The following is a 19,883-nucleotide window of genomic DNA, read 5'->3' as shown; positions in this document are numbered from 1 at the left end:
ATCAAAAGCAAAAGCGTAACGACCACTCTTTCAGTTGAATCGCTACGCTTTTCTCAAATTTACTTTTTAGCTATCTGTTTATTTTAAGTCCTTAATGATTTCGGCTTGCAGGTAAGCATTCAGGAAAATTCTGGTGCTTTCGTTAGTGTTGTCTATTACATTAGAGTATCCTAGAGGATTCGGCAGGTTGATATTGGCAGAAGTACCCCATCCGGTTGCATTGGTCGGATCATATACCGGAACTACTGAAGGGAATTGCAAGATACCGAACATTGTATCCTGATCAATATTACCTTTTCCTTGAGCCAGGCGAACAATCATAGACTGTCCGATAGTTAGTCGGTTATTCAGGAAAGAATAGTCGCTTTTCAGGCGGATGTTATAAGACTCGTGGTCGGTATTGCGCAGGATACCTTCTTTGTTCAGGTAGCTTATAGATGCGCTATAGGCTCCGGTTTTAGAACCGCCGCTGATGGTTGCGTTGGCCTTGTAGGTCATGGCTGTATTCAGCATGACATCCTGCCAGTCTGTTCCTTCTCCGACGAAAGGAACTGCACCCGTTTCAGCTCCGAAGCCGTCACCAGCCAATTTATAGTAACGGGCAAAGCGGCTATATTCTTCTCCATTGAAAACATTCAGCTTTTTAGGATTATGGCTGATACCTGTAAAGAGGTTGATGTCCAGTTTGGTAGGAGTGTCTTTGCGACCGCTTTTAGTCGTGATAAGGATGACGCCACCTGCCGCGCGTGAACCGTAGATAGCTGCTGAGGCGGCATCTTTCAATACCTCAATAGACGTGATGTCGTTAGGATCGACCATACTGATGTCACCAAATGATCCGTCGCTTTACATAAAGCGGGTCATTATTAAATAATGAACTGATACCACGTACATTGATCGTCATGCTTCCATTGGGGTCACCGCTGGAACTTGCCACTGATACTCCGGGAATCTTTCCTTGTAAGGCTGTTGCGGCATTGGAAGCCACCTGTCCGTTAAGCTCTTTTGCGCTGACTGAGCCTACAGCACCCGAAAGATGACTTTTCTTTACTGTACCATAACCGATCACTACCACCTGCTCAAGAGCGATATTGTCTTCTTCCATTGTGACATTGATTGGGGCTCCGGATGTAACAGCTCTTTCTATTTGTTTCATACCTATTGTTGAGAATACTAGTGTATTCCCTTTGCCTGCTTTGATGGAGTATTTACCATCTGCATCTGTTATTGTGCCGGTGTCTTTGTCTTTAACTCTTACCGTGACTCCAGGTAAAGGTTCATTTGTCGTAGCTTCTGTTACTACTCCTTTCACTTCAATGTCTTGGGCTGCTAGTGGAATACTAGCCATGCAGAGAAATAAGAATAGTAAGAAATGAATTTTTCTTCTCATAATTTATTGCATTAGATTTATAACTCTAGTTCAATTATCAATCGATCCATGGAAATTTCAACTGATAATCGTCTGATGCAAAAGTAGAGGATAATGGCATGTATGGCAAATATTATTTTAGCCGCTTCTGATACAATTTTGCTTCTTGTTTTCTTGTGTAATTAATTGTTGATTAAGAACTCATACCTTGTAAGTGAAGCCCAAATATTCTGTTTATAAGCTATATAGGCTTTGCTTATTATGTTTGTGCAACCAGTATATTGTATATTTCTGTCTTTTTTATTATATTTAAAAAAGGAATTGTGGTATTATAAGAAAGAAATATGGTATTATTATATTTGAATAAATGATACTATTTTGCTATCGATTGTTTGAATATTACTTCTATTGTTCTGTTTCGTATAAGAAATAAGATAGCTATATTGGTTTATTCTATAACTTATAAGAAATAAAAAAGAGAGGAAATAATTCCCTATTTATACCCTGCAATGCGCACTTTTGATAAGCGTTATTTCACCTGCAATACGCACTTATCTATGTCGGTTTGTGTCCTGCTTTATAAGAAGCCCGTCATTGACGTGGAATTTGTCAATGACGGGCAACTAATACTGCTCAAGTATTGAGCTCACATTACCTTAAAAATAAACCTGTTCTGCCATTACATATTTGTTAGCTTCTATGAGCTTGCAAATGTTTTCTACAGAAGCAGCAGAGCGTAAACCGTCTGCCGGGGTGTGAAGACAATAATCTATCAGCCTGTCTACGGTGGAAGTTGCTACGTGCATGCGGGTATCGGAAGATGCGTAATAGATATACACTGTTCCGTCCTCGTCTGCAATCCACCCATTCGAGAAGAGCACATTGGAGACATCACCTATTCTTTCCTCATCTACCGGAGCTATTAAGTATCCACCCGGCTCAGCGATTATCTTTGTCGGATCTTCCAGAGATGTCATATACAGATAGAGCACATAACGCAGTCCGGCAGCGCAAGCACGTACACCGTGGGCGAGGTGCAACCATCCTTTGGGGGTTTTGATAGGATGGGGACCTTCGCCATTCTTTACCTCTTTTATTGTATGGTAATGACGGTGGTTTATAATGATTTCTTCTTTCACTTCTGCATGGGTAATGTCATCTATAAGCGCCCAGCCAATACCTCCTCCGTTGCCGGCGTCGATAAAGTTATCCTGTGGACGGGTGTACAGTGCATATTTGCCATTAACAAATTCCGGATGTAATACAACATTGCGTTGCTGACTTTGGGAAATCAGGTTTGGCAGCCGTTCCCAGCTTTTTAAGTCTTTAGTACGCACGATGCCTGCTTTGGCTATGGCGGAAGACAGGTCGCCTGGTGCAGCGTTCGGGTCAAGACTCTCGCTACAGAAGATTCCATAAATCCAGCCATCTTCATGGGTCGTCAAACGTATGTCGTAGACGTTTGTTTCACTTGGGTCTGTGTCCGGCAAATGTATCGGGTATTCCCAAAAACGGAAGTTGTCTATGCCATTCGGACTTTCGGCAATGGCGAAGAATGATTTTCGGTCGTTTCCTTCTACACGTACTATTATTAGATACTTTCCATTCCATTTGATAGCTCCCGAATTCATGGTGGCATTTACTCCGATTCGTTCCATTAGGTATGGATTTGTTTCCGGATTCAAATCATAACGCCATTCCAAGGGAGTATGAGCAGCTGTCAGGATAGGATATTTATAGCGCTCGAATATTCCATTTTCGGAAAATATCATCTTATTTTTACGTGAGATAAGTGACTCATGTTCTTTTTTTAGAATATGAAGTCTATTATTGTATCTATTCATATCAATTCAACATATTAAGAGATAAAGATTTGCAGTCCATTTCCCTTGCATCTTCTTGACAAGATAAAAAGAAACTGTTCACAATGCAGATAGACATGAAATGCATACTGTGTTGTACGAACAGTTTCTTTTTATGTTTTATCATTCTAAAAGTATGGGGGTGCTTTTAAACGGATATGTCAAGTTTATAAATTATTGCTTAGTGATAAAGTAAGAACGAACGGTGTAACCGGGTTCCAAGAAGCTAACCCAATACCAGCCATCTTCTACTTTATCTATTTTACAGTCTTCTATTGAATAGGCAACATTTTTATCTATTGCATTTTTAGCAACTTTATAAAGTACAGCATTGGTCTTTGCTCCTTCTTCAAGATTACCGGTAAATTGGACTGCAAATCCGGAAGCATAACTTCCTGTACTCTTTATTGTTAGTAGCGAAATATTAAGTTCTTCAGAATAAATAGCTTCACCAACTTTTGCTGTAGAAAGATACTGATAAGCATAAGAACCAGCTATTAAGTAACGATAACTTGGATTTTCCCAATAAGGTTCATCAATAGTCTTGATATGAATGTCAATGGATTGTCCTTCTTTGTCCTTGATGGTGATTGCTTTATTGAAATAGTTTCTTTTCAATCCTTCAATAATAACTTCTGTTCCATTTTCTGCCATCGTACATTTGAGATAGGATGAGGAGTAGTTGGGGGGAGTGCAAGTATATTCACCATTTCCATCCAAAATTTTAATCGTAACGGGTTCGCTTGTTATTAGATAAGTAATATCTTCACTATTATCTACTACCAGCCTCTTTATTACTTTCACAGCAATCTCGGCTGTTTTGTTGTGACTGTCTTTCACGGTTAGTATTGCAGTACCCGGAACGATAGAAGAAGTGATTTCTATTTTTCCATCTTCACTGATTTTTGCTGTTGCTACTGACTCATTGGAAGATGTTATGCTATATCCTCCATTTCCAGTATATATTTCGAGCGTTTTGTGTTCTTCAAAGAACATAGTCGTGGAACTTGTTTTTACTGCTAACTCCTGTTCTTGAGCTACCACTACTTTCACATTTGCCGAATTCTTAGTCCAGTCGATAACGGTTAACGTTGCAGTACCATATTTCAAACCTGTTACAATCACCTCATTGCCCGAAATAACTGCTGTCGCTACTGCAGCATTTGAACTAGACACTTTGTATCCGCTATTGCCCCCAGTAATATTAAAACTCCCTTCGGTTGTCTCATCTAAATTAATTGTCAATGTCTCTGCATCCACAGTCAGACTTGTGTAACTAGGTAAGTCTTCATTACAACCGGAAAATAATCCGATTGCACAAAGTGCGATTCCTGTTAAGTGTATTATATTTCTTTTCATGATATTCTCTAATTTATAATTCGTTATTCAACTTCATGGTTTTTCATTTTACCAGTCACAGTTACAACACTATATTTGGGAACGGTAATAGAACGTAAACCGCTTTGAGACGGATTGATCTTTTTGTGTTTCCACTTCACATATTCACTGGAAGTATATGTTCTCATATTTTGGAATTCCACTCCTTCAATCTCAATCAATGTAGAGAATGATTCTTTTTGAGATAAATTGATTAGTACAATAGTGTAGGTGTCATCTTTCACATAAGCAGAAACCAACAAGTCTTCGGGGAGTTTATCTGTTTCTGAAGAAATAGCTTCTACGTCTACACGTACGGCATTTTGCTCAATAAATTTGCTGAACTGTCCAAAAGTATAGTAGCGTGGAACTCTGTAATAGTATGTACTAGGTAATGCCTCTTCTAATTGAATTAGGTTTTCGCCCGTAGTGCTGCAAGGACGTGCACCTGACCACCATACAAAGGCACTCATATTGGCATTTGCCATATAAGCATGAAAAGTTTTAGCCCATTTCATTGCATCCGGCCATGTCTCTTGGCGACCTTTATCATCACTAAGTTCTGTTTGCCACATGTGGACATTGCGCTTTTCTGCCTCTTCAAAAGGAATGACATTTTCATCTCTTGTAGAATATCCATGACCGGCTACAATGAAATTTGGATCTACCAGTTCCGGATATTTTTTTAAACTATTATTGATAAAATCGACCGCCCATTTCCACTGGGCATTTTCTGCATAAACAAGTTTCATATCACTGTGGCCTCTTTTCTCCATCGCTGGACGAAGTTTTTCGAGGACAAATTTAGCCATTTCTTCTTCAGACCATGCACAGGTTGCCCAACCACCTAAACTAGCAAGTTTATCCGGTTCATTCCATCCTGATAATGCATATATGTCAATGCCGAATTTTTGTTCATATGCATCGACGAAATCCAATAGATATTGGGCATATTCATCGTAATATTCCGACTTGAGGCTTCCACCATTAAGTTTGTTATTGCTTTTCCATTTGATAGGAGGACACCAAACTGAAAAGAAGAAATTGACATCTTTATATTTTCTACTTATAAGGTCAACTAACCACATTTGGCCAAGTTGACATTGTTCTCCGCACTCTTCACCATTGTAGTTTCGCCAGTAGTTATTAATCATAGAAGGATCATCGGGTTGCAACATAAAATTGCGATCCATCTTGAATTCAATGTCTCCTGTAGTTGGATTACCGTAAGACGGGAATATTTCGCCCCGGAAAATATTTAAATCCAAACCGTTTTCACTAAACAGGTCTTCTATCACTGCGTCACGCTGCATCGTATTCCAAATACGATGTGACCATCCGCAGAAGGCACAGCCGAAGCCATCAATTACTTGATGTTTGTTTTCTTCTCTGATTTTCATTCTTACAACAGCGGTAGTTGTAGGTTCTGGTGCAATTCCGTCATCGTCAAAATTTTCTTCAACTGGTTCCGGGATAAAAACATCACTATGGTCTAAACTTCCATCGTCACATGAATATCCTAAGAATAGGAATAATGCTACAAATAATAATGAGTATATCTTCTTCATATATTCTAAGTATAAATTGGTTGTAAAAATATTATCTCCATAGTTCAGTTTGTACCATGGCATCATTGTTGTTCAACTCTCCGGAAGGAATAGGGTAATATTTATGTTTTTCTTGAAAGTATTCTGCTCCCTGTTTTTCATTTTCAGTGAAAATATTTTTAATCTCTTCAGTGGTATACCAGCGTTTTAGGTCGTCAAAACGATGTCCTTCACCAAAGAACTCGAGCAAGCATTGGTGCTCTATTTCTAACATCAAGTCCGATTGGGCAAATGTCTTATCAGCTAATCCTGCTCTTTTGCGAACGAGCTTCAATGCGGTGTTTGCCCCGTTTACATCGTTTGTTTTGGCACAAGCTTCGGCGTACATTAACAGCACTTCTGAGAATCGCATAGCTCGTAAATTGTTTGCTTTCCCTTCCTTATGACCCATAATATCAGCATCAGAAGCATTTACAAAATATGCAGTGTATTTTTTTAGCAAAAACTTACCGTCACCTTGACTGTAAGATGGAGCACCACCACTCATTTTACCGCTATTGCCATCCCAAAGTTGTTCCATAGAACGGCTTCCTCCATACCATTTCTCGTTCTTCACTACATCTCCCATAGCTTCGGGATTGAAAAATAAGCTTGCATACATGCGTTTGTCATACTTCGTATCCGAACCGGCAGGACGTTCTTCTTTCACAAACTGGCCGACGGCAAAGCTGGAAGGCATAAGCTTAGCCCAACCACCGGCGGCAACCGGACCTACAAATGTTGGAAGTGAGTTACCTAGGTTGATACCGCTTTCGTTACCCCATGTCAATTCACCATCACTACTATATTGCAATTCGAAAACAGATTCCTTATTGTTCTCATTCGCTGTAGTAAAATTCTCGGCAAAGTTTTCAATTAAGTCGTAACGTCCTGGATAATAAGGGGCTTTCGTCAATAGTTCCAGTTGGGCTTTTGCTTCTGGATACTTGTGCTGGTATAAATATACTTTTCCAAGCATAGCGATGGCTGCTCCTTTCTCAATACGTCCTTTCTCGTCACCGGAACGAGTGACGGGAATATTGCTATTTATAGCATTTTTTAAATCATCCTCTGCTTGTTTCCAAATTTGTTCTTCTTTAGCCGCGGGTTTATTGCTTTCGTCTTCGTTAGACGGAATTAAACGTAGAGGAACTTCTTTATAATTATGAACTAATAGGAAATATTGGAATCCTCTTAAAAAGAGTGCCTCTCCTTTAATCATGGATCGGTCTTCCTCACTAATTCCTGCCGCTGGAATTTTATCGATGTTTTTTATTACAAGATTGGCACGTTGGATACCAGCATAAAGCGCTCCATACGGATCATATCCGGTAGTAGTTGAGTTTTGAAATGTTGCGATGGTCCACATAGAAGGTTCTTCATTCAGAACCGTAAAAATATCATCACCACGACTATTTAAATTTAACCATCCGTCAAATGCTCCGTAATAACCGTACATTTGATATTTTATGGGGGAATAAGCAGCGGCAAGACCGCTTTCTACATCCGCTTTATTTCTCCAGAAGTTTTCTTCCGTGAAATGATTAGGATCTTTCAGATCCAGAAATTTATTTTCGTTGCATGAAGTCAGTGCTCCGGATAAGAGAGTTGCCATGCATATATATGATAACCAATTCTTTTTCATGTTATTAATTCAATTAGTGGATTTTATCATTGTATCATAAACTAACCTGAATACCAAATGAGATAGTACGCGGGAGTGGATAGCGTCCTTGGTCTACTCCTCTTGAGAATACGTTGTAACCCACTCCGATATCTACGCTGCCACTTTGACCGAGGTCAGGGGAATAGCCGGAATATTTACTTAATGTGAACAGGTTTTCCATTGATGTATAGATTCTTACATTTTCCAGTTTTACCTTCTTTAACAGGCTCTTAGGAAGGGAATAACCGATATCTAGTGTTTTCAGCCGGAAGTAAGAACCATCTTCCAGCCATCTGTCGGTAAAGGCTAAACCATTGTCTATCCCATCTGTTTTAGAGAAACGAGGAATGTCTGTGTTCTGATTGTCCGGTCTCCATGAGTTAGCCAACTTCGTGCTGTAGTTGCCATTGAACTTGCCAGATTCGAGGCAATAACGTTGATAATTATATATTTTGTTACCAGTCATACCATCAAAGAAAAGATTGAAGTCAAATCCTTTCCATTCGCCTCCCATGCGCAGACCGAATGAGAAATCCGGGAACGGATTGCCTACATCATGTTGGTCATTTTCATCAATCATACCATCACCATTCCAGTCTTTGTAACGAACGTCTCCCGGTTGTGCACCCGGTTGTATTTGTCTGCCATCCTTATTCTTGTAATTGTCAATTTCTTCTTGAGTGCGGAAAATTCCATCACTTTCAACTAGATAGAAGTAAGACATAGGATGCCCTTTTTCAAATCTGTTGATACCATTTTTGGCAGCGGCGTGAGCGGAATAACCTGAAATACCCATATCGTCGCCTCCAGCCGTAATCTTCGTTACTTTATTTTTCTCTGTAGTGACGTTTGCACCTATATAATAGTTGAAATTATCGCCGATATTGCTGCGCCAGTTTACAGATAGTTCAAATCCTTTATTGCGTACTTGTCCAGCGTTTAGGATAGGAAGTCCGCTGATACCAGCTGAACCTGAAACAGGAATGGGTAGTAATACGTCATTTGTGTTTTTTACATAAGCATCGGCGGTCAATGTCAATTTACCGTTCAGCATGCTTAAATCAAGTCCCACGTTAAAAGTTTCCGTACTTTCCCAAGTCAGGTTGGTAGGTGAGACTGCGGTAACGTTGGGTAACTGACCGAACCATATATTATTTCCTTGAAGGTAATTCATGCCATCGGATACTATGCTAATAGTGGGATAGTAGTTGTCCATTTGCTGATTGCCTAGTTTACCATAGCTGAAACGGAATTTGAATTGGTCAAATATATTTTCCAGCGGTTTGAAGAATTTTTCACGATTGATATTCCACCCGATGGATGCTGAAGGGAAGCTGCCGAATCGATGTCTTTTTTGGAAGCGTGAAGAACCGTCACGACGGATAGAAGCTGAAAACAGGTAGCGGTCGTCATAAGTATACATCACACGTCCGAAGAGCGACACGAGAGTTAATTCCTTCAATGAACTAGAGGCTGTCATTGTCTTAACGTTACCTGTCATAGTGTAGATGAACTCTGGAATATCCGTGTTGCTACCGTTCAATCCATAGCTCTTGTCTTTTTGTGCAGAATAACCAACCAATGCAGAAATATTATGCTTACCGAATACCTTGTCATAGTTCAACGTATTCTCCAAAACCCACGATTCGTAATCGGATGATCCCTCACTTAGGTCTGGAGCATCGTTTTTACCAGCAGATCCCAAATCGTAAATGCCTGTATATGTGCGGCTCCTGTTATGATCCTTTCTAAGTCCGAGATTCAACTTATACTTTAAACCTTTAATTATTTCAGCTTGTAAATAAGCGTTGAGGAAAATTTGAGTTTTCTCATTGTTTTTGTTCACCGTTGAGTAATATGCATACGGGTTCGGGAGATTGATATCGGCCGAAGTTCCCCATCCTGTAGAGTTTGTCGGATCAAATACCGGTACGACTGAGGGAAAACGCAAGATTTCTCCCATTGTATCTTGATTGATGTTTCCTTCTCCTTTAGATAAGCGAACAATCAGCGACTCACCGATAACCAACCTATTATCCAGAAAAGAATAGTCACTTTTCAAACGAATATTGTAAGATTCGTGGCTAGTGTTACGGAGAATTCCTTCCTTATTTAAATAGCTTGCGGACGCACTATATGAACTTGTCTTGGAACCTCCGCTGATGTTTGCGTTTGCTTTGTATGTCATTGCGGTGCGAAGCATTACCTCTTGCCAATCAGTACCTTCACCTACAAAGGGAACAGCACCGACCTCGTTACCGTAACCATCAGCAGACAGTTTATAATAACGTGCGAAGCGGCTGTATTCTTCACCATTAAATACTTTCAGTTTTTTCGGTGTCTGGCTGAAACCTGTGAAAAAGTTTACCTCAAGCTTTGTAGGCATGTCTTTACGACCGCTTTTAGTAGTTACTAATACAACGCCACCGGCTGCACGAGAACCATAAATAGCGGCGGCAGCCGCATCCTTCAACACTTCAATGGAAGCAATATCTGATGGATCTACCATGCTAAGGTCTCCGAAAGAACCGTCAATGACGTAAAGTGGATCATTGCTAGAGAGAGAACTGATACCACGTACGTTAATGGTCATTCCTTCATTCGGGTCACCGCTAGTACTTGTTACGGATACACCTGCAATTTTACCTTGGAGTGCTGTACCTGCATTTGTGGCAACGGCACCATTCAGTTCTTTTGCGCCTACTGAACTTACAGCTCCGGAAAGGTGACTTTTCTTTGCTGTACCATATCCGATGACAACTACTTGTTCGAGAGCCACATTGTCTTCTTCCATACTGACATTAATCGGAGCGTTAGATGATATTGTATGCTCTATACTTTTCATACCTATTGTAGAGAATACCAGTATGTCGCCTTTATTGGCTTTAACGGTATATTTACCGTCCATATTTGTAACTGTACCAGTGTCTTTTCCTTTAACTTTTACTGTGACTCCTGGTAAGGGCTCGTTAGTCGTAGCTTCTGTTACGACTCCTTTAACTTCAATATTCTGGGCTACCAATGGAATACTGGCTAGGCAGAGAAAGAAGAAAAGTAAGAAATGAATTTTTTTACTCATGATTTATTGCATTAGATTTATAAACTCTTAGACGTATAATTCGTTTTGTTAATTGTGAGTGGCAATAGGGAATATTTTCCATCAACATTGCTTACACTGGAAGTCTATTTACTGATGTAACTTAATAGATGTGCTACTCCAATAAGATAAAATAATTTGTTTTTCATTGCATATATAATTTTATATTGTTTGAATCTGGGAGCAAAGGTAGGGTGGTTTAGTACGAGGGACAAATATAATTTTATCAAATACTAATACAATATTAACAAAAAGCATAAATATGAGTAAAAAAGACAATATAATTTCTTTAATGTGATACTTAAATACCATTAATTGACGAATTTATTGGTATGAATATTAAAGCCTGATTTATATAATGCCCTCTGGGATATATAAAAATTTCCGGCAGAAGATAAATGAAATAAAGAATGAATGGCTTTGATTTACTATTTGGTTCCATTGGATCTGCGATAAACTTCATCTTCAAAATTGGGTATATAATCATTTGCTGTTTGCAGGCAGCAAATGGTTGTGCCTTTTTCTCGTTTTAATAATTCCGGAATTTGGCTGATACCATAGTTGAAAGTTGCATATCTTTTCTCTATTAATGTGCTATTTTTAAGATTTTGTTGAAAAGTGATTATGCTAAAATTGATGAACTATAGAAGATATTGCATAAATAGCTGCATGTATATACGAAAATATAAGCTGATATTGTATAAAACTATACGGAATATGCATCTTTTCCTGTTCGTAAAGCACTTGTTACTTTAAAACCAATGAGGTGTTCCTCGGTGTGCATCGGTTTGTTTCTCACCGGAGAAGCTATTGTTTCTCGGTGAGGAAGATGTGAAGGGGGTATTGAGTGCTTGTTTTCCCTCTGGTTTATTATAAATGTTGAGAACAAGACAGTGACAGGAATGTGTAATATTCGAATTTATTCCTTTTAAATGGTAGGTAAAGAAGGAAAAATGTTGCGATTTGATTGGGGAATCATTTAAATAATAATAAAAAAGATTTTTGTACTTGTAAATGCCGGCGCTTTTCTATTCTTTTCAAACGGTGGATGTAATTAATGCCTTTCCAGACTGTTTAGATATTCTTTTTTTAAGAAGAGTCATTTTTTCAGTGAGTAGACTTTTTGTATAATGACTATATTTCAGCAATAATCTTTCAGTATATTGAAAGATTATTGCTGTATTTGTTTCAGTAAATAAGATGAGTATGGAGAAAAGAGTGATTATTTGAAAACAATCTTCATCGGTCTGCCTATCCAGACTTGTGGTTGTTCGAGATTGAAAATAGATGCTATGGTAGAAGCTACATCATATTGCATCATGCTTACGTCATCAAAACGAAGTCCTTTTTTAATATTCTTGCCGGAAATGATGAAAGCTGTTTCCATTTCTTGCATTGTCTTGCCACCGTGTCCTTTGTCAATGCCGCCGTGGTCGGAAGTTAATATAAAAATAGTATCATCAAGGATTCCTGCGTCTTTTACAGCCTGGACAATTTGACCGACATATATATCCAACTCTTTGAGTTTTTCATAATAGGCGGGAGTATCATGTCCTTCAGTATGTCCGGTATGGTCGGGGCCGTCGTAGCAGATGGCAACAAGGGCCGGATGTTTCTCTTTTATATAGGCTGATGCCATATTGCCTAATTCTTTGGGAGTTTTGTTGCAATCGGCAACATGATAATGATAGTTCAGAGAAAGGGTGTCCACTAAATATTTGATACCTTCCCATTCGTAGAGGCAACCGATTTCTGCTTCCGGACGGGCGTCGCGCAGCAATTGGAATACAGTCGGGAAGATTCCGTTCTTGTTCAATACACGCGACGGAAGTTCAGGTGTTTTGGATCCCCATTCGGTATATCCGTGAAGTTCCGGTCCGGCTCCCATAAACATGGATGCCCAGTTGATGGCGCTGGAAGAAGGAAGTGCCGAACGTTTCTTTAATGTATAAGAACCGTCTTCCATTAATTTTTTGACATTAGGCATATCTGCTTTGGGTAGGCTATATGCGCCCCAGCCATCTAAACCGATGAAAACAACGTGTTTGGCCTTGTCTTTTCCTTTGGCATTACAAAAATATGTGAAACAGAAGAGTAATGCGAATGTAGCGAGCAATGTTAAAAGGTTTTGTCTATTCATGATACTTTTATTTAAATGGTTAATGTTTTATTCGTTGTTTAATGAGCCGTCATCATTGACGATAAGCAAAGGTAGGGCTATTGTGAAAAGGAGACAAATATAATATTAGCATATACCAATACTTTTATACAAATTGCTTTTTATTTGTTTTTTCAGTGTGAATGGATAATAGTTTCCAGTACAACTGGAAACTATTATATGATGCTGATTATCACTTATTTCTCGTGATAAGAATGATCTCTTGGAAAATCATCTCCATCCCATGCTTTTTTCGAAGTCCAAGGCTGTGCGGCATCTGTCCAGAACGGATCATCTGCGGGAAGACCTAACGGCAGGAAGGCAAGTGACGCCATATATAAGCTGCCGTTATTGGTGTAATAATCGGAGATGCCGGGTTGTGAACCGTTGAAGCCCAGTGTTAGAAAACCTTTTTCATTGAAGTTGCGGTCGTTGCCAAACATACGCTCGATAACAGCAGTCATGCCGGCACGTACTTGTCCGTTTGTTAATTCTTTGGGAAGCCATTTTCGCCAGGCGAGTAAGGCTAAAGTTTGCAGGGAACCGGTGCGGTAAGTGATGGAACGTCCGACAACGGGTAGTGTTCCTTCCGGAGAAATAAGCCGCTCGAGAATCATGCCGAATCGTTGTGCCCGTGTGATTGCTTTCTGATAATCGCAGCCGGGCATATTCCATATATTTTTGTGTTTGCCGGCTTCGGTGATTATTTCCAGTGATTCTATATACATAGGATGTATCACGAAACTATTGTAATAATCGAATGCGAAGTTGGGGCCGTCCGAATACCAGCCGTCACCTACGTACCATTCTTCTATCTTCCGTAAGGAAGAACTTATACGGTAGGTGTCGCTGGGTGCGCCTGCTTTTCGAAGAAACGATTCAACAGTTGCACTGAACAATAACCAGTTGCTGTATGACGGATCAACTCGTCTGAGTTGAGTGAATTCATTGATGTAACGTTGTTTAGTGAGGCTATCCAACGGTGTCCATAAAGCATCATAGCCTCGTAGAAAACTTTCGGCGATATAGGCTGCGTCTACCAGTGTCTGACCCTCCTGGCGCCATAACAGATAGTCCGGACTTTTCGGGTCTACGGCATTGGCATAGCTTTTCAGTGCCCATTCGCGGAGCTGTTTACGGTGGGGGCCTTCTGTGGTGTTATCATCCGGCAGTGACAACCAGGGAGCCAGTCCCGCCATCAGTCGTCCGAAACATTCCATATAAGTGACATCTTTGTTGCGGCCGTCCCATGTCGGGCTTAATTCGACAAGCATATTTTGTTTTAGTGCTCCTTCGCTCATATTACTTAATACGGGAGCAGCCATCCGGTACATCACTTCGCACCATATTTCTCTGTCACACTTTTCTGTTTTCTTTTTTGCGGTGGCCTTTTCTGCCGGAATCAACAGAACGGTAACTATTAGTAAGAAGAACCAATTTAATCTATTCATGTATTATTTACTGTTTAAGGATTATTTTAATGGTCAGTTAACTGTTACTGACTGCTGTGACAAAGGTAGGGTTATTCAACTTGCGAGACAAATACAATCTTAGCATTAACTAATACTTTTGCTTTTTTTATCCCAAACTGATACTTTCCTGTGCGAAATGGGTTGTGATCTGTGTTCGTGTTTTGATTTGTTATATATTTGCCTGCAAACAAAATATTACTATGAAGAAGAATTGGATGTATGGCAGTGTGATGACTGCTTTATTGGCCCTGCTGGTAAGCGGCTGTGGTGATTCTCAACGGACTCTTGAGTTTCGCGGAATTTGTGTGGATGATCTGCATGGTGAAAATGGACTCTATAATCCCGGAAGAGGATTCCGGTTGGAGACGGCGGTGGATGTGTTGCACGAGAAAGATCGTCCGACAACGGAATTGTTGGAACTATCGGAAAAGTATGTAGCAGACAGTGTGTCACTCGCTCAAAGCTATTTCTATCTTACCTATTTAATAGGTGAAAAACTATCGGAGGAAAACTTCCAAACTATGCAAACCTATTTTGATGAACTACAGAAGTTGGGTAAGAAAGCGGTGTTGCGTTTTGCTTATGAGCGGGACTTTATGGGGAGAGCCGCCGTCGGTCCTACCGGAGAGCAGATTTTGGAACATTTGGACCAGTTGAAACCTTTCCTGGAGAAAAATAAAGACCTGATTTTGGTAGTGCAAGCCGGCATGATCGGTGCATGGGGAGAATGGCATAGTTCTATTCAGGGTTTGGAGAACTCGGAAGAAACAAAAGCAGCCGTGTTGGAAAAATTGCTTTCGGTGGTTCCCGTAGAGAGAAATGTACAAGTGAGACTACCGGAATTTAAGAACCTGTTGAAAGATAAACCGGAACTGTATAAAAGACTCTCGTTCCACGATGACTTTATTGTCATACGGCCTGACAGGTGGGATGCTGATATGCACGAAGGAACTGTCAAATTCGACCAGATTGTGAAAGAATCGCCTTATTTGGTGGTAGACGGTGAACTTCCCTGGGGATTTTGGAGTGTAGGTGCCGATCCGGACAGTCCTTCAGCAGGATGGATTATCGATGGTATGCAAACGGCGAGACGCCTGTTTCTCCAGCATTATACTTCATTGAGTATTATACATAATTATAAAGAGCAGCATCCTAATAACAGGTTTGATGAGAACAATCCTCCCGAATACTCCATGATTGTGTGGAAGAAAACAATGATAACGGAAGATTCACTTCGTCAGCATCATATGCCTGTATCCGACAGCTATTTTCAGAAGCAGGACGGAACGAAGGTACAACGTAATATGTTCGATTATATACGCGACCATCTTGGCTATCGGATTGAATTGCAGTCGCTTCAACTACCGGAAAAGTTACAGTCTGGTAAGGAAAACCGACTGAAATTAGGCTTGGTAAACAGAGGTTTTGCCACTGTCTTTGGGGAGCATCCTGTCTACTTTGTGTTGATTGACGACAAAGGGAAAGTCACCGAGTTCCTGACGAAAGCCAACCCGTTGGATTGGCAACCGTTCCAACCGGGAGACGCGGCATATACGCCATTGGTACATTCTGTAAATCAGTCTCTTCAATTACAAGGCTCAATGCCCGCCGGAGAATACAGACTGGGTCTGTGGATACCCGATGGTTCGGAACGGTTGAAATATAATCCTCGTTACGCCCTGCGCTGTGCGAATGGTAATACCACCTGGTGGGTGTCTGAAGACGGAAAATATGGCGTTAATGTATTGACAACTGTTGAGGTGAAATAACGATTAGTTTTAATTTACCAGCATGAATGAAAGGAGAGTTTTGACACAGCCTCTTTATTATTCTCAAGTGTTATAAATCAATACCACCGTGTACGCCACATAACAAAGTATCATAATCCCTCCTTCGATTCTCGTGATAGTCCTTTTGGCAAAGAACAGCCCGAATAACCAGAGCAGGATACCGGAACCTACTAGCGTAAACAGGTCGAAGTTGGTAATTCCGCTAAGATGGAGAGGAGTGATGCTGGCGCTACATCCCAGTACAAAGAATATATTGAAGAGGTTACTACCGATCACATTTCCAATGGCAATTTCCGGATTCTTCTTTAATGCGGCAACGATAGACGTAGCCAGTTCAGGAAGAGAAGTACCTCCTGCAACCAGTGTCAGTCCGATAATCGATTCGCTGACACCCAGGTTGCGGGCGATGCCCGTGGCGCCGTCAACAAACAACTGACCTCCAAAAATAAGGGCAGCCAAGCCTCCGATGATATAAAGAATGGATTTCCACCAGGGGAGTGATTTGATTTCTGTCTCCTCTTCTATGGTCGGAGCTTCTATCTGTCCCGCCTGTTCCGTTGTGCCCGGCTTGGAGGCGATGGCAAAGGTATAACCCATGAAGATGACAAAGAAACAAAGTAATAATAAGCCGTCTACTCTGTTCAGGATATTCTCCGGAGCTTTATCTAGAAATACATCATTGGCACAAATCAGCAAGACAATAGAAGAAAGTATGCAGAGCGGTATCTCTTTTCTAAGTGTATTGCGGGTGATGACAATCGGGGCGAATAAGGCCGTGCAGCCCACAATCATCAACGTATTGAAAATGTTACTTCCCACCACGTTGCCTATGGCAATATCCGCGCTTCCTTTGAGAGCAGAAGATACACTGACCGTCAGTTCCGGGGCAGAAGTGCCGAATGCAACGATGGTAAGTCCGATCACGATGGGAGGGATGTGAAAGCGCTTGGCTACCGAGGCGGCACCGTCTGTTAATCCGTTAGCTCCTAGAAGAATGAGGATTAATCCCCCGATAAGTAATAATATATTCATATTTTTTTCTCTTTTAGTGGCAAAGATAATCAATTTGTAAATGGTAATGTCAAAAACAATCCGTATGTTTGCTCTGTTTTTAATGAAATGTTAGATTAACCTTAATTATAATCAAGGAATATAAGGTATGGAAATAAATAAAATAAAACGGTCGTTACTGGTGTTGTTCTTTTCTTTCCTGGCAATCGGGGCGCAAGCACAGTTGGAACAGGCGGTTAAGAAGATATTTGCCGGAGATACAATAACGGGCAGACATGTTCCTTTGAAGCGGGATTCGGATTCTATCCATCTGGTGAATATGCGGAAATCATTGGAAGAAGCCCGGCTCAACGAGGCGAATATGCGGATGGAAATGGAGCAGATGAAGCTCCAGATGGCTACCGCCGACTCCGTAAAATATGCACAGCAGCGTCAGCGTATCGACTCCCTGCGGCAGTTCACTAAGGGCATGCCGGTAGTGGCGGACGGTGATACCTTATTTTACCTTTTCACCAAACGTGGCGGATATACTCCCCAGCAACGTGCACAGATGACCGGTGCAGCGATCGAAGAAATAGGAAGACGTTTTAATTTGAAACCTGATTCTGTTGCTATTGACCATTCGGACATTGTTTCCGATTTGATGTACGGCAGCAAAGTACTGCTTTCTCTTACCGATCAGGACGCTTTGTGGGAAGGAGTCTCCCGTGATTCGCTGGCTAAGGAAAGACAACAAAATGTCATTACCAAACTGCATGAGATGAAGGCGGAGCACGGACTTTGGCGAATGGCAAAGCGTGTGCTCTATTTTGTGTTGGTAATTGTAGGACAGTATTTTCTGTTCCGCTTGACCAACTGGTTGTTCCGTAAACTGAAAGCGCGTATTTTGCGTCTGAAAGACACGAAGATAAAACCGGTATCCATCCAGGGGTATGAATTGCTGGATGCGCAGAAACAGGCAAACCTGTTAGTATTCCTGTCCAGTATCGGGCGGTATATACTGATGGGGTTGCAGCTACTGTTTACCGTACCGTTGATTTTCATCATCTTCCCACAGACAGAAGGACTGGCATATCAACTGTTAGGATATATATGGAATCCGATTCGCGCTATCTTTGTGGGTATCATTGACTATATTCCTAAGTTGTTTACCATTATCGTTATTTGGTATGCTGTGAGGTATCTGGTACGTCTCGTCTTGTATCTGGCACGTGAAGTGGAAGCAGGACGACTCAAAATCAACGGCTTCTACCCGGACTGGGCGATGCCGACTTTCCATATCGCCCGTTTCCTGCTTTATGCATTTATGATTGCGATGATTTATCCTTATCTCCCGGGCTCCGATTCCGGTGTGTTCCAAGGTATTTCGGTATTTGTCGGATTGATCGTTTCGCTCGGATCAAGTACGGTTATCGGTAATATTATTGCCGGACTGGTGATTACTTATATGCGTCCGTTCAAGATGGGCGACCGGATCAAATTGAATGATACCACAGGTGATATCATCGAAAAAACTCCTCTTGTCACCCGTATCCGGACTCCTAAAAATGAGGTTGTGACTGTTCCCAATTCATTTATCATGTCGTCTCATACAGTAAACTACAGTACTTCAGCCCGTGAATATGGATTGATTATTCACTCGGAAGTATCTATCGGTTATGATGTTCCCTGGCGGCAGGTTAATCAGATACTGATTGATGCTGCGTTGAACACTCCCGGTGTGGTGGACGATCCGCGTCCGTTTGTGTTGGAAACTTCGTTGAGCGATTGGTATCCGGTCTATCAAATTAATGCTTATATCAAACAGGCAGATAAAATGGCACAGATTTATTCGGATTTGCATCAGAATATTCAGGATAAATTTAATGAAGCCGGCATTGAAATTATGTCGCCGCACTATATGGCTGTACGGGATGGAAATGAGACAACCACTCCCAAAGAATATCAGAAAAGTAACAATCCTTCCAATAAGGCGGGAGAAGAAAGTAAATCTGAATAGTTATTACTGTCACCGCCGTTATTATTGCTGTTGTGTTGTATAATGGATATCAAAACGTCCGTTAGTCAGACGTTTGCCGTTGCCGAAGGTTGCACTGATAATATTCAATTCTGGGTCGAAATGGCTTATAAAAGCTGTTCCGTCTTCCAGTTCTTCTCCTCTGAACCGTATATCGGTGAGAGTTGCTTCTTTGCCTTCCTGGGGAGATAAAATGATGAAGTGTATGTTGATGTCAGGTTTGACGGAAACATTGACGGATAGTTTGTCCTCCTCCGGATAGTAGTGGAATGAATCATACGTCCAGACATACGAGTGCCCCCAATTCAGGTATCGTCCTCCCACATAAATCCATCCGTCCATCAGACAGCCAAAGGTGTTGGCACCTGTAGTGGTGGCAGAAGGTAAAACTGTGATGTCAATCGATTCATCTTCCGTACAGCTCCAAAAGCTGATGATGGAAAAAAGAATGAGTATATATTTCTTCATAGTGCTTTTT

The 19,883-nt window shown here is 40.9% G+C and carries 11 protein-coding genes and 1 pseudogene; 2 read left to right on the top strand and 10 right to left on the bottom strand.

What is annotated here, in order from left to right; all coding sequences use genetic code 11:
• Nucleotides 1-81 precede the first annotated feature (81 nt).
• The 8 genes and pseudogenes from KQP79_RS25930 to KQP79_RS22060 form a co-directional block, all read right to left on the bottom strand.
• Nucleotides 82-1,390: pseudogene (locus KQP79_RS25930) on the bottom strand (SusC/RagA family TonB-linked outer membrane protein); the annotation flags it as partial.
• 635 nt (nt 1,391-2,025) lie between these two features.
• Nucleotides 2,026-3,213 (bottom strand): glycosidase, encoded by a 1,188-nt coding sequence (locus KQP79_RS22090; protein ID WP_032856131.1) that lies wholly within the window; start codon nt 3,211-3,213, stop codon nt 2,026-2,028.
• A gap of 192 nt (nt 3,214-3,405) precedes the next feature.
• The gene (locus KQP79_RS22085; protein ID WP_004311095.1) at nt 3,406-4,590 is read right to left on the bottom strand and encodes a hypothetical protein; all 1,185 of its coding nucleotides are present in this window, start codon (nt 4,588-4,590) and stop codon (nt 3,406-3,408) included.
• A gap of 23 nt (nt 4,591-4,613) precedes the next feature.
• On the bottom strand, nt 4,614-6,176 hold the full coding sequence (locus tag KQP79_RS22080; protein ID WP_032856135.1) for a glycoside hydrolase: 1,563 nt from the start codon (nt 6,174-6,176) through the stop codon (nt 4,614-4,616).
• Between the two features lie 31 nt (nt 6,177-6,207).
• Nucleotides 6,208-7,839, bottom strand: a complete 1,632-nt coding sequence (locus KQP79_RS22075; RefSeq protein ID WP_022200021.1) for a RagB/SusD family nutrient uptake outer membrane protein — start codon at nt 7,837-7,839, stop codon at nt 6,208-6,210.
• Between the two features lie 34 nt (nt 7,840-7,873).
• Nucleotides 7,874-10,939 (bottom strand): SusC/RagA family TonB-linked outer membrane protein, encoded by a 3,066-nt coding sequence (locus KQP79_RS22070; protein WP_008775253.1) that lies wholly within the window; start codon nt 10,937-10,939, stop codon nt 7,874-7,876.
• Nucleotides 10,940-12,179: 1,240 nt separating this feature from the next.
• Nucleotides 12,180-13,097, bottom strand: coding sequence for an alkaline phosphatase (locus KQP79_RS22065; RefSeq protein ID WP_004311099.1), 918 nt, complete (start codon nt 13,095-13,097; stop codon nt 12,180-12,182).
• A 215-nt stretch (nt 13,098-13,312) separates the two neighbouring features.
• The gene (locus tag KQP79_RS22060; protein ID WP_008775250.1) at nt 13,313-14,566 is read right to left on the bottom strand and encodes a DUF2264 domain-containing protein; all 1,254 of its coding nucleotides are present in this window, start codon (nt 14,564-14,566) and stop codon (nt 13,313-13,315) included.
• A 221-nt stretch (nt 14,567-14,787) separates the two neighbouring features.
• Here KQP79_RS22060 and KQP79_RS22055 point away from each other — a divergent pair, with 221 nt between their 5' ends.
• On the top strand, nt 14,788-16,356 hold the full coding sequence (locus KQP79_RS22055) for a DUF4832 domain-containing protein (protein ID WP_004311101.1): 1,569 nt from the start codon (nt 14,788-14,790) through the stop codon (nt 16,354-16,356).
• 63 nt (nt 16,357-16,419) lie between these two features.
• On the opposite strand, the gene KQP79_RS22050 is transcribed toward KQP79_RS22055, so the two are convergent.
• Nucleotides 16,420-17,409 carry a calcium/sodium antiporter gene (locus tag KQP79_RS22050; protein WP_061448478.1) on the bottom strand — a complete coding sequence of 330 codons (990 nt, stop codon included), beginning with the start codon at nt 17,407-17,409 and terminating at the stop codon, nt 16,420-16,422.
• Nucleotides 17,410-17,536: 127 nt separating this feature from the next.
• Here KQP79_RS22050 and KQP79_RS22045 point away from each other — a divergent pair, with 127 nt between their 5' ends.
• Nucleotides 17,537-19,387, top strand: coding sequence for a mechanosensitive ion channel family protein (locus KQP79_RS22045; protein ID WP_061448477.1), 1,851 nt, complete (start codon nt 17,537-17,539; stop codon nt 19,385-19,387).
• Between the two features lie 21 nt (nt 19,388-19,408).
• On the opposite strand, the gene KQP79_RS22040 is transcribed toward KQP79_RS22045, so the two are convergent.
• On the bottom strand, nt 19,409-19,873 hold the full coding sequence (locus tag KQP79_RS22040) for a hypothetical protein (protein ID WP_008775248.1): 465 nt from the start codon (nt 19,871-19,873) through the stop codon (nt 19,409-19,411).
• Between the last annotated feature and the right edge of the window lie 10 nt (nt 19,874-19,883).

This window comes from Bacteroides sp. DH3716P, assembly GCF_025914115.1.
GTDB classification, from domain to species: domain Bacteria; phylum Bacteroidota; class Bacteroidia; order Bacteroidales; family Bacteroidaceae; genus Bacteroides; species Bacteroides ovatus.
Note: the sequence above shows the minus strand (reverse complement) of the source record. Positions and strands in the feature narration are given on the sequence as shown.

What these genes read in the sequence shown, in the direction of transcription:
- KQP79_RS22090 (WP_032856131.1), bottom strand. Translation starts at nt 3,213, where the DNA reads ATGAATAGATACAATAATAGACTTCATATTCTAAAAAAAGAACATGAG.
- KQP79_RS22085 (WP_004311095.1), bottom strand. Translation starts at nt 4,590, where the DNA reads ATGAAAAGAAATATAATACACTTAACAGGAATCGCACTTTGTGCAATC.
- KQP79_RS22080 (WP_032856135.1), bottom strand. Translation starts at nt 6,176, where the DNA reads ATGAAGAAGATATACTCATTATTATTTGTAGCATTATTCCTATTCTTA.
- KQP79_RS22075 (WP_022200021.1), bottom strand. Translation starts at nt 7,839, where the DNA reads ATGAAAAAGAATTGGTTATCATATATATGCATGGCAACTCTCTTATCC.
- KQP79_RS22070 (WP_008775253.1), bottom strand. Translation starts at nt 10,939, where the DNA reads ATGAGTAAAAAAATTCATTTCTTACTTTTCTTCTTTCTCTGCCTAGCC.
- KQP79_RS22065 (WP_004311099.1), bottom strand. Translation starts at nt 13,097, where the DNA reads ATGAATAGACAAAACCTTTTAACATTGCTCGCTACATTCGCATTACTC.
- KQP79_RS22060 (WP_008775250.1), bottom strand. Translation starts at nt 14,566, where the DNA reads ATGAATAGATTAAATTGGTTCTTCTTACTAATAGTTACCGTTCTGTTG.
- KQP79_RS22055 (WP_004311101.1), top strand. Translation starts at nt 14,788, where the DNA reads ATGAAGAAGAATTGGATGTATGGCAGTGTGATGACTGCTTTATTGGCC.
- KQP79_RS22050 (WP_061448478.1), bottom strand. Translation starts at nt 17,409, where the DNA reads ATGAATATATTATTACTTATCGGGGGATTAATCCTCATTCTTCTAGGA.
- KQP79_RS22045 (WP_061448477.1), top strand. Translation starts at nt 17,537, where the DNA reads ATGGAAATAAATAAAATAAAACGGTCGTTACTGGTGTTGTTCTTTTCT.
- KQP79_RS22040 (WP_008775248.1), bottom strand. Translation starts at nt 19,873, where the DNA reads ATGAAGAAATATATACTCATTCTTTTTTCCATCATCAGCTTTTGGAGC.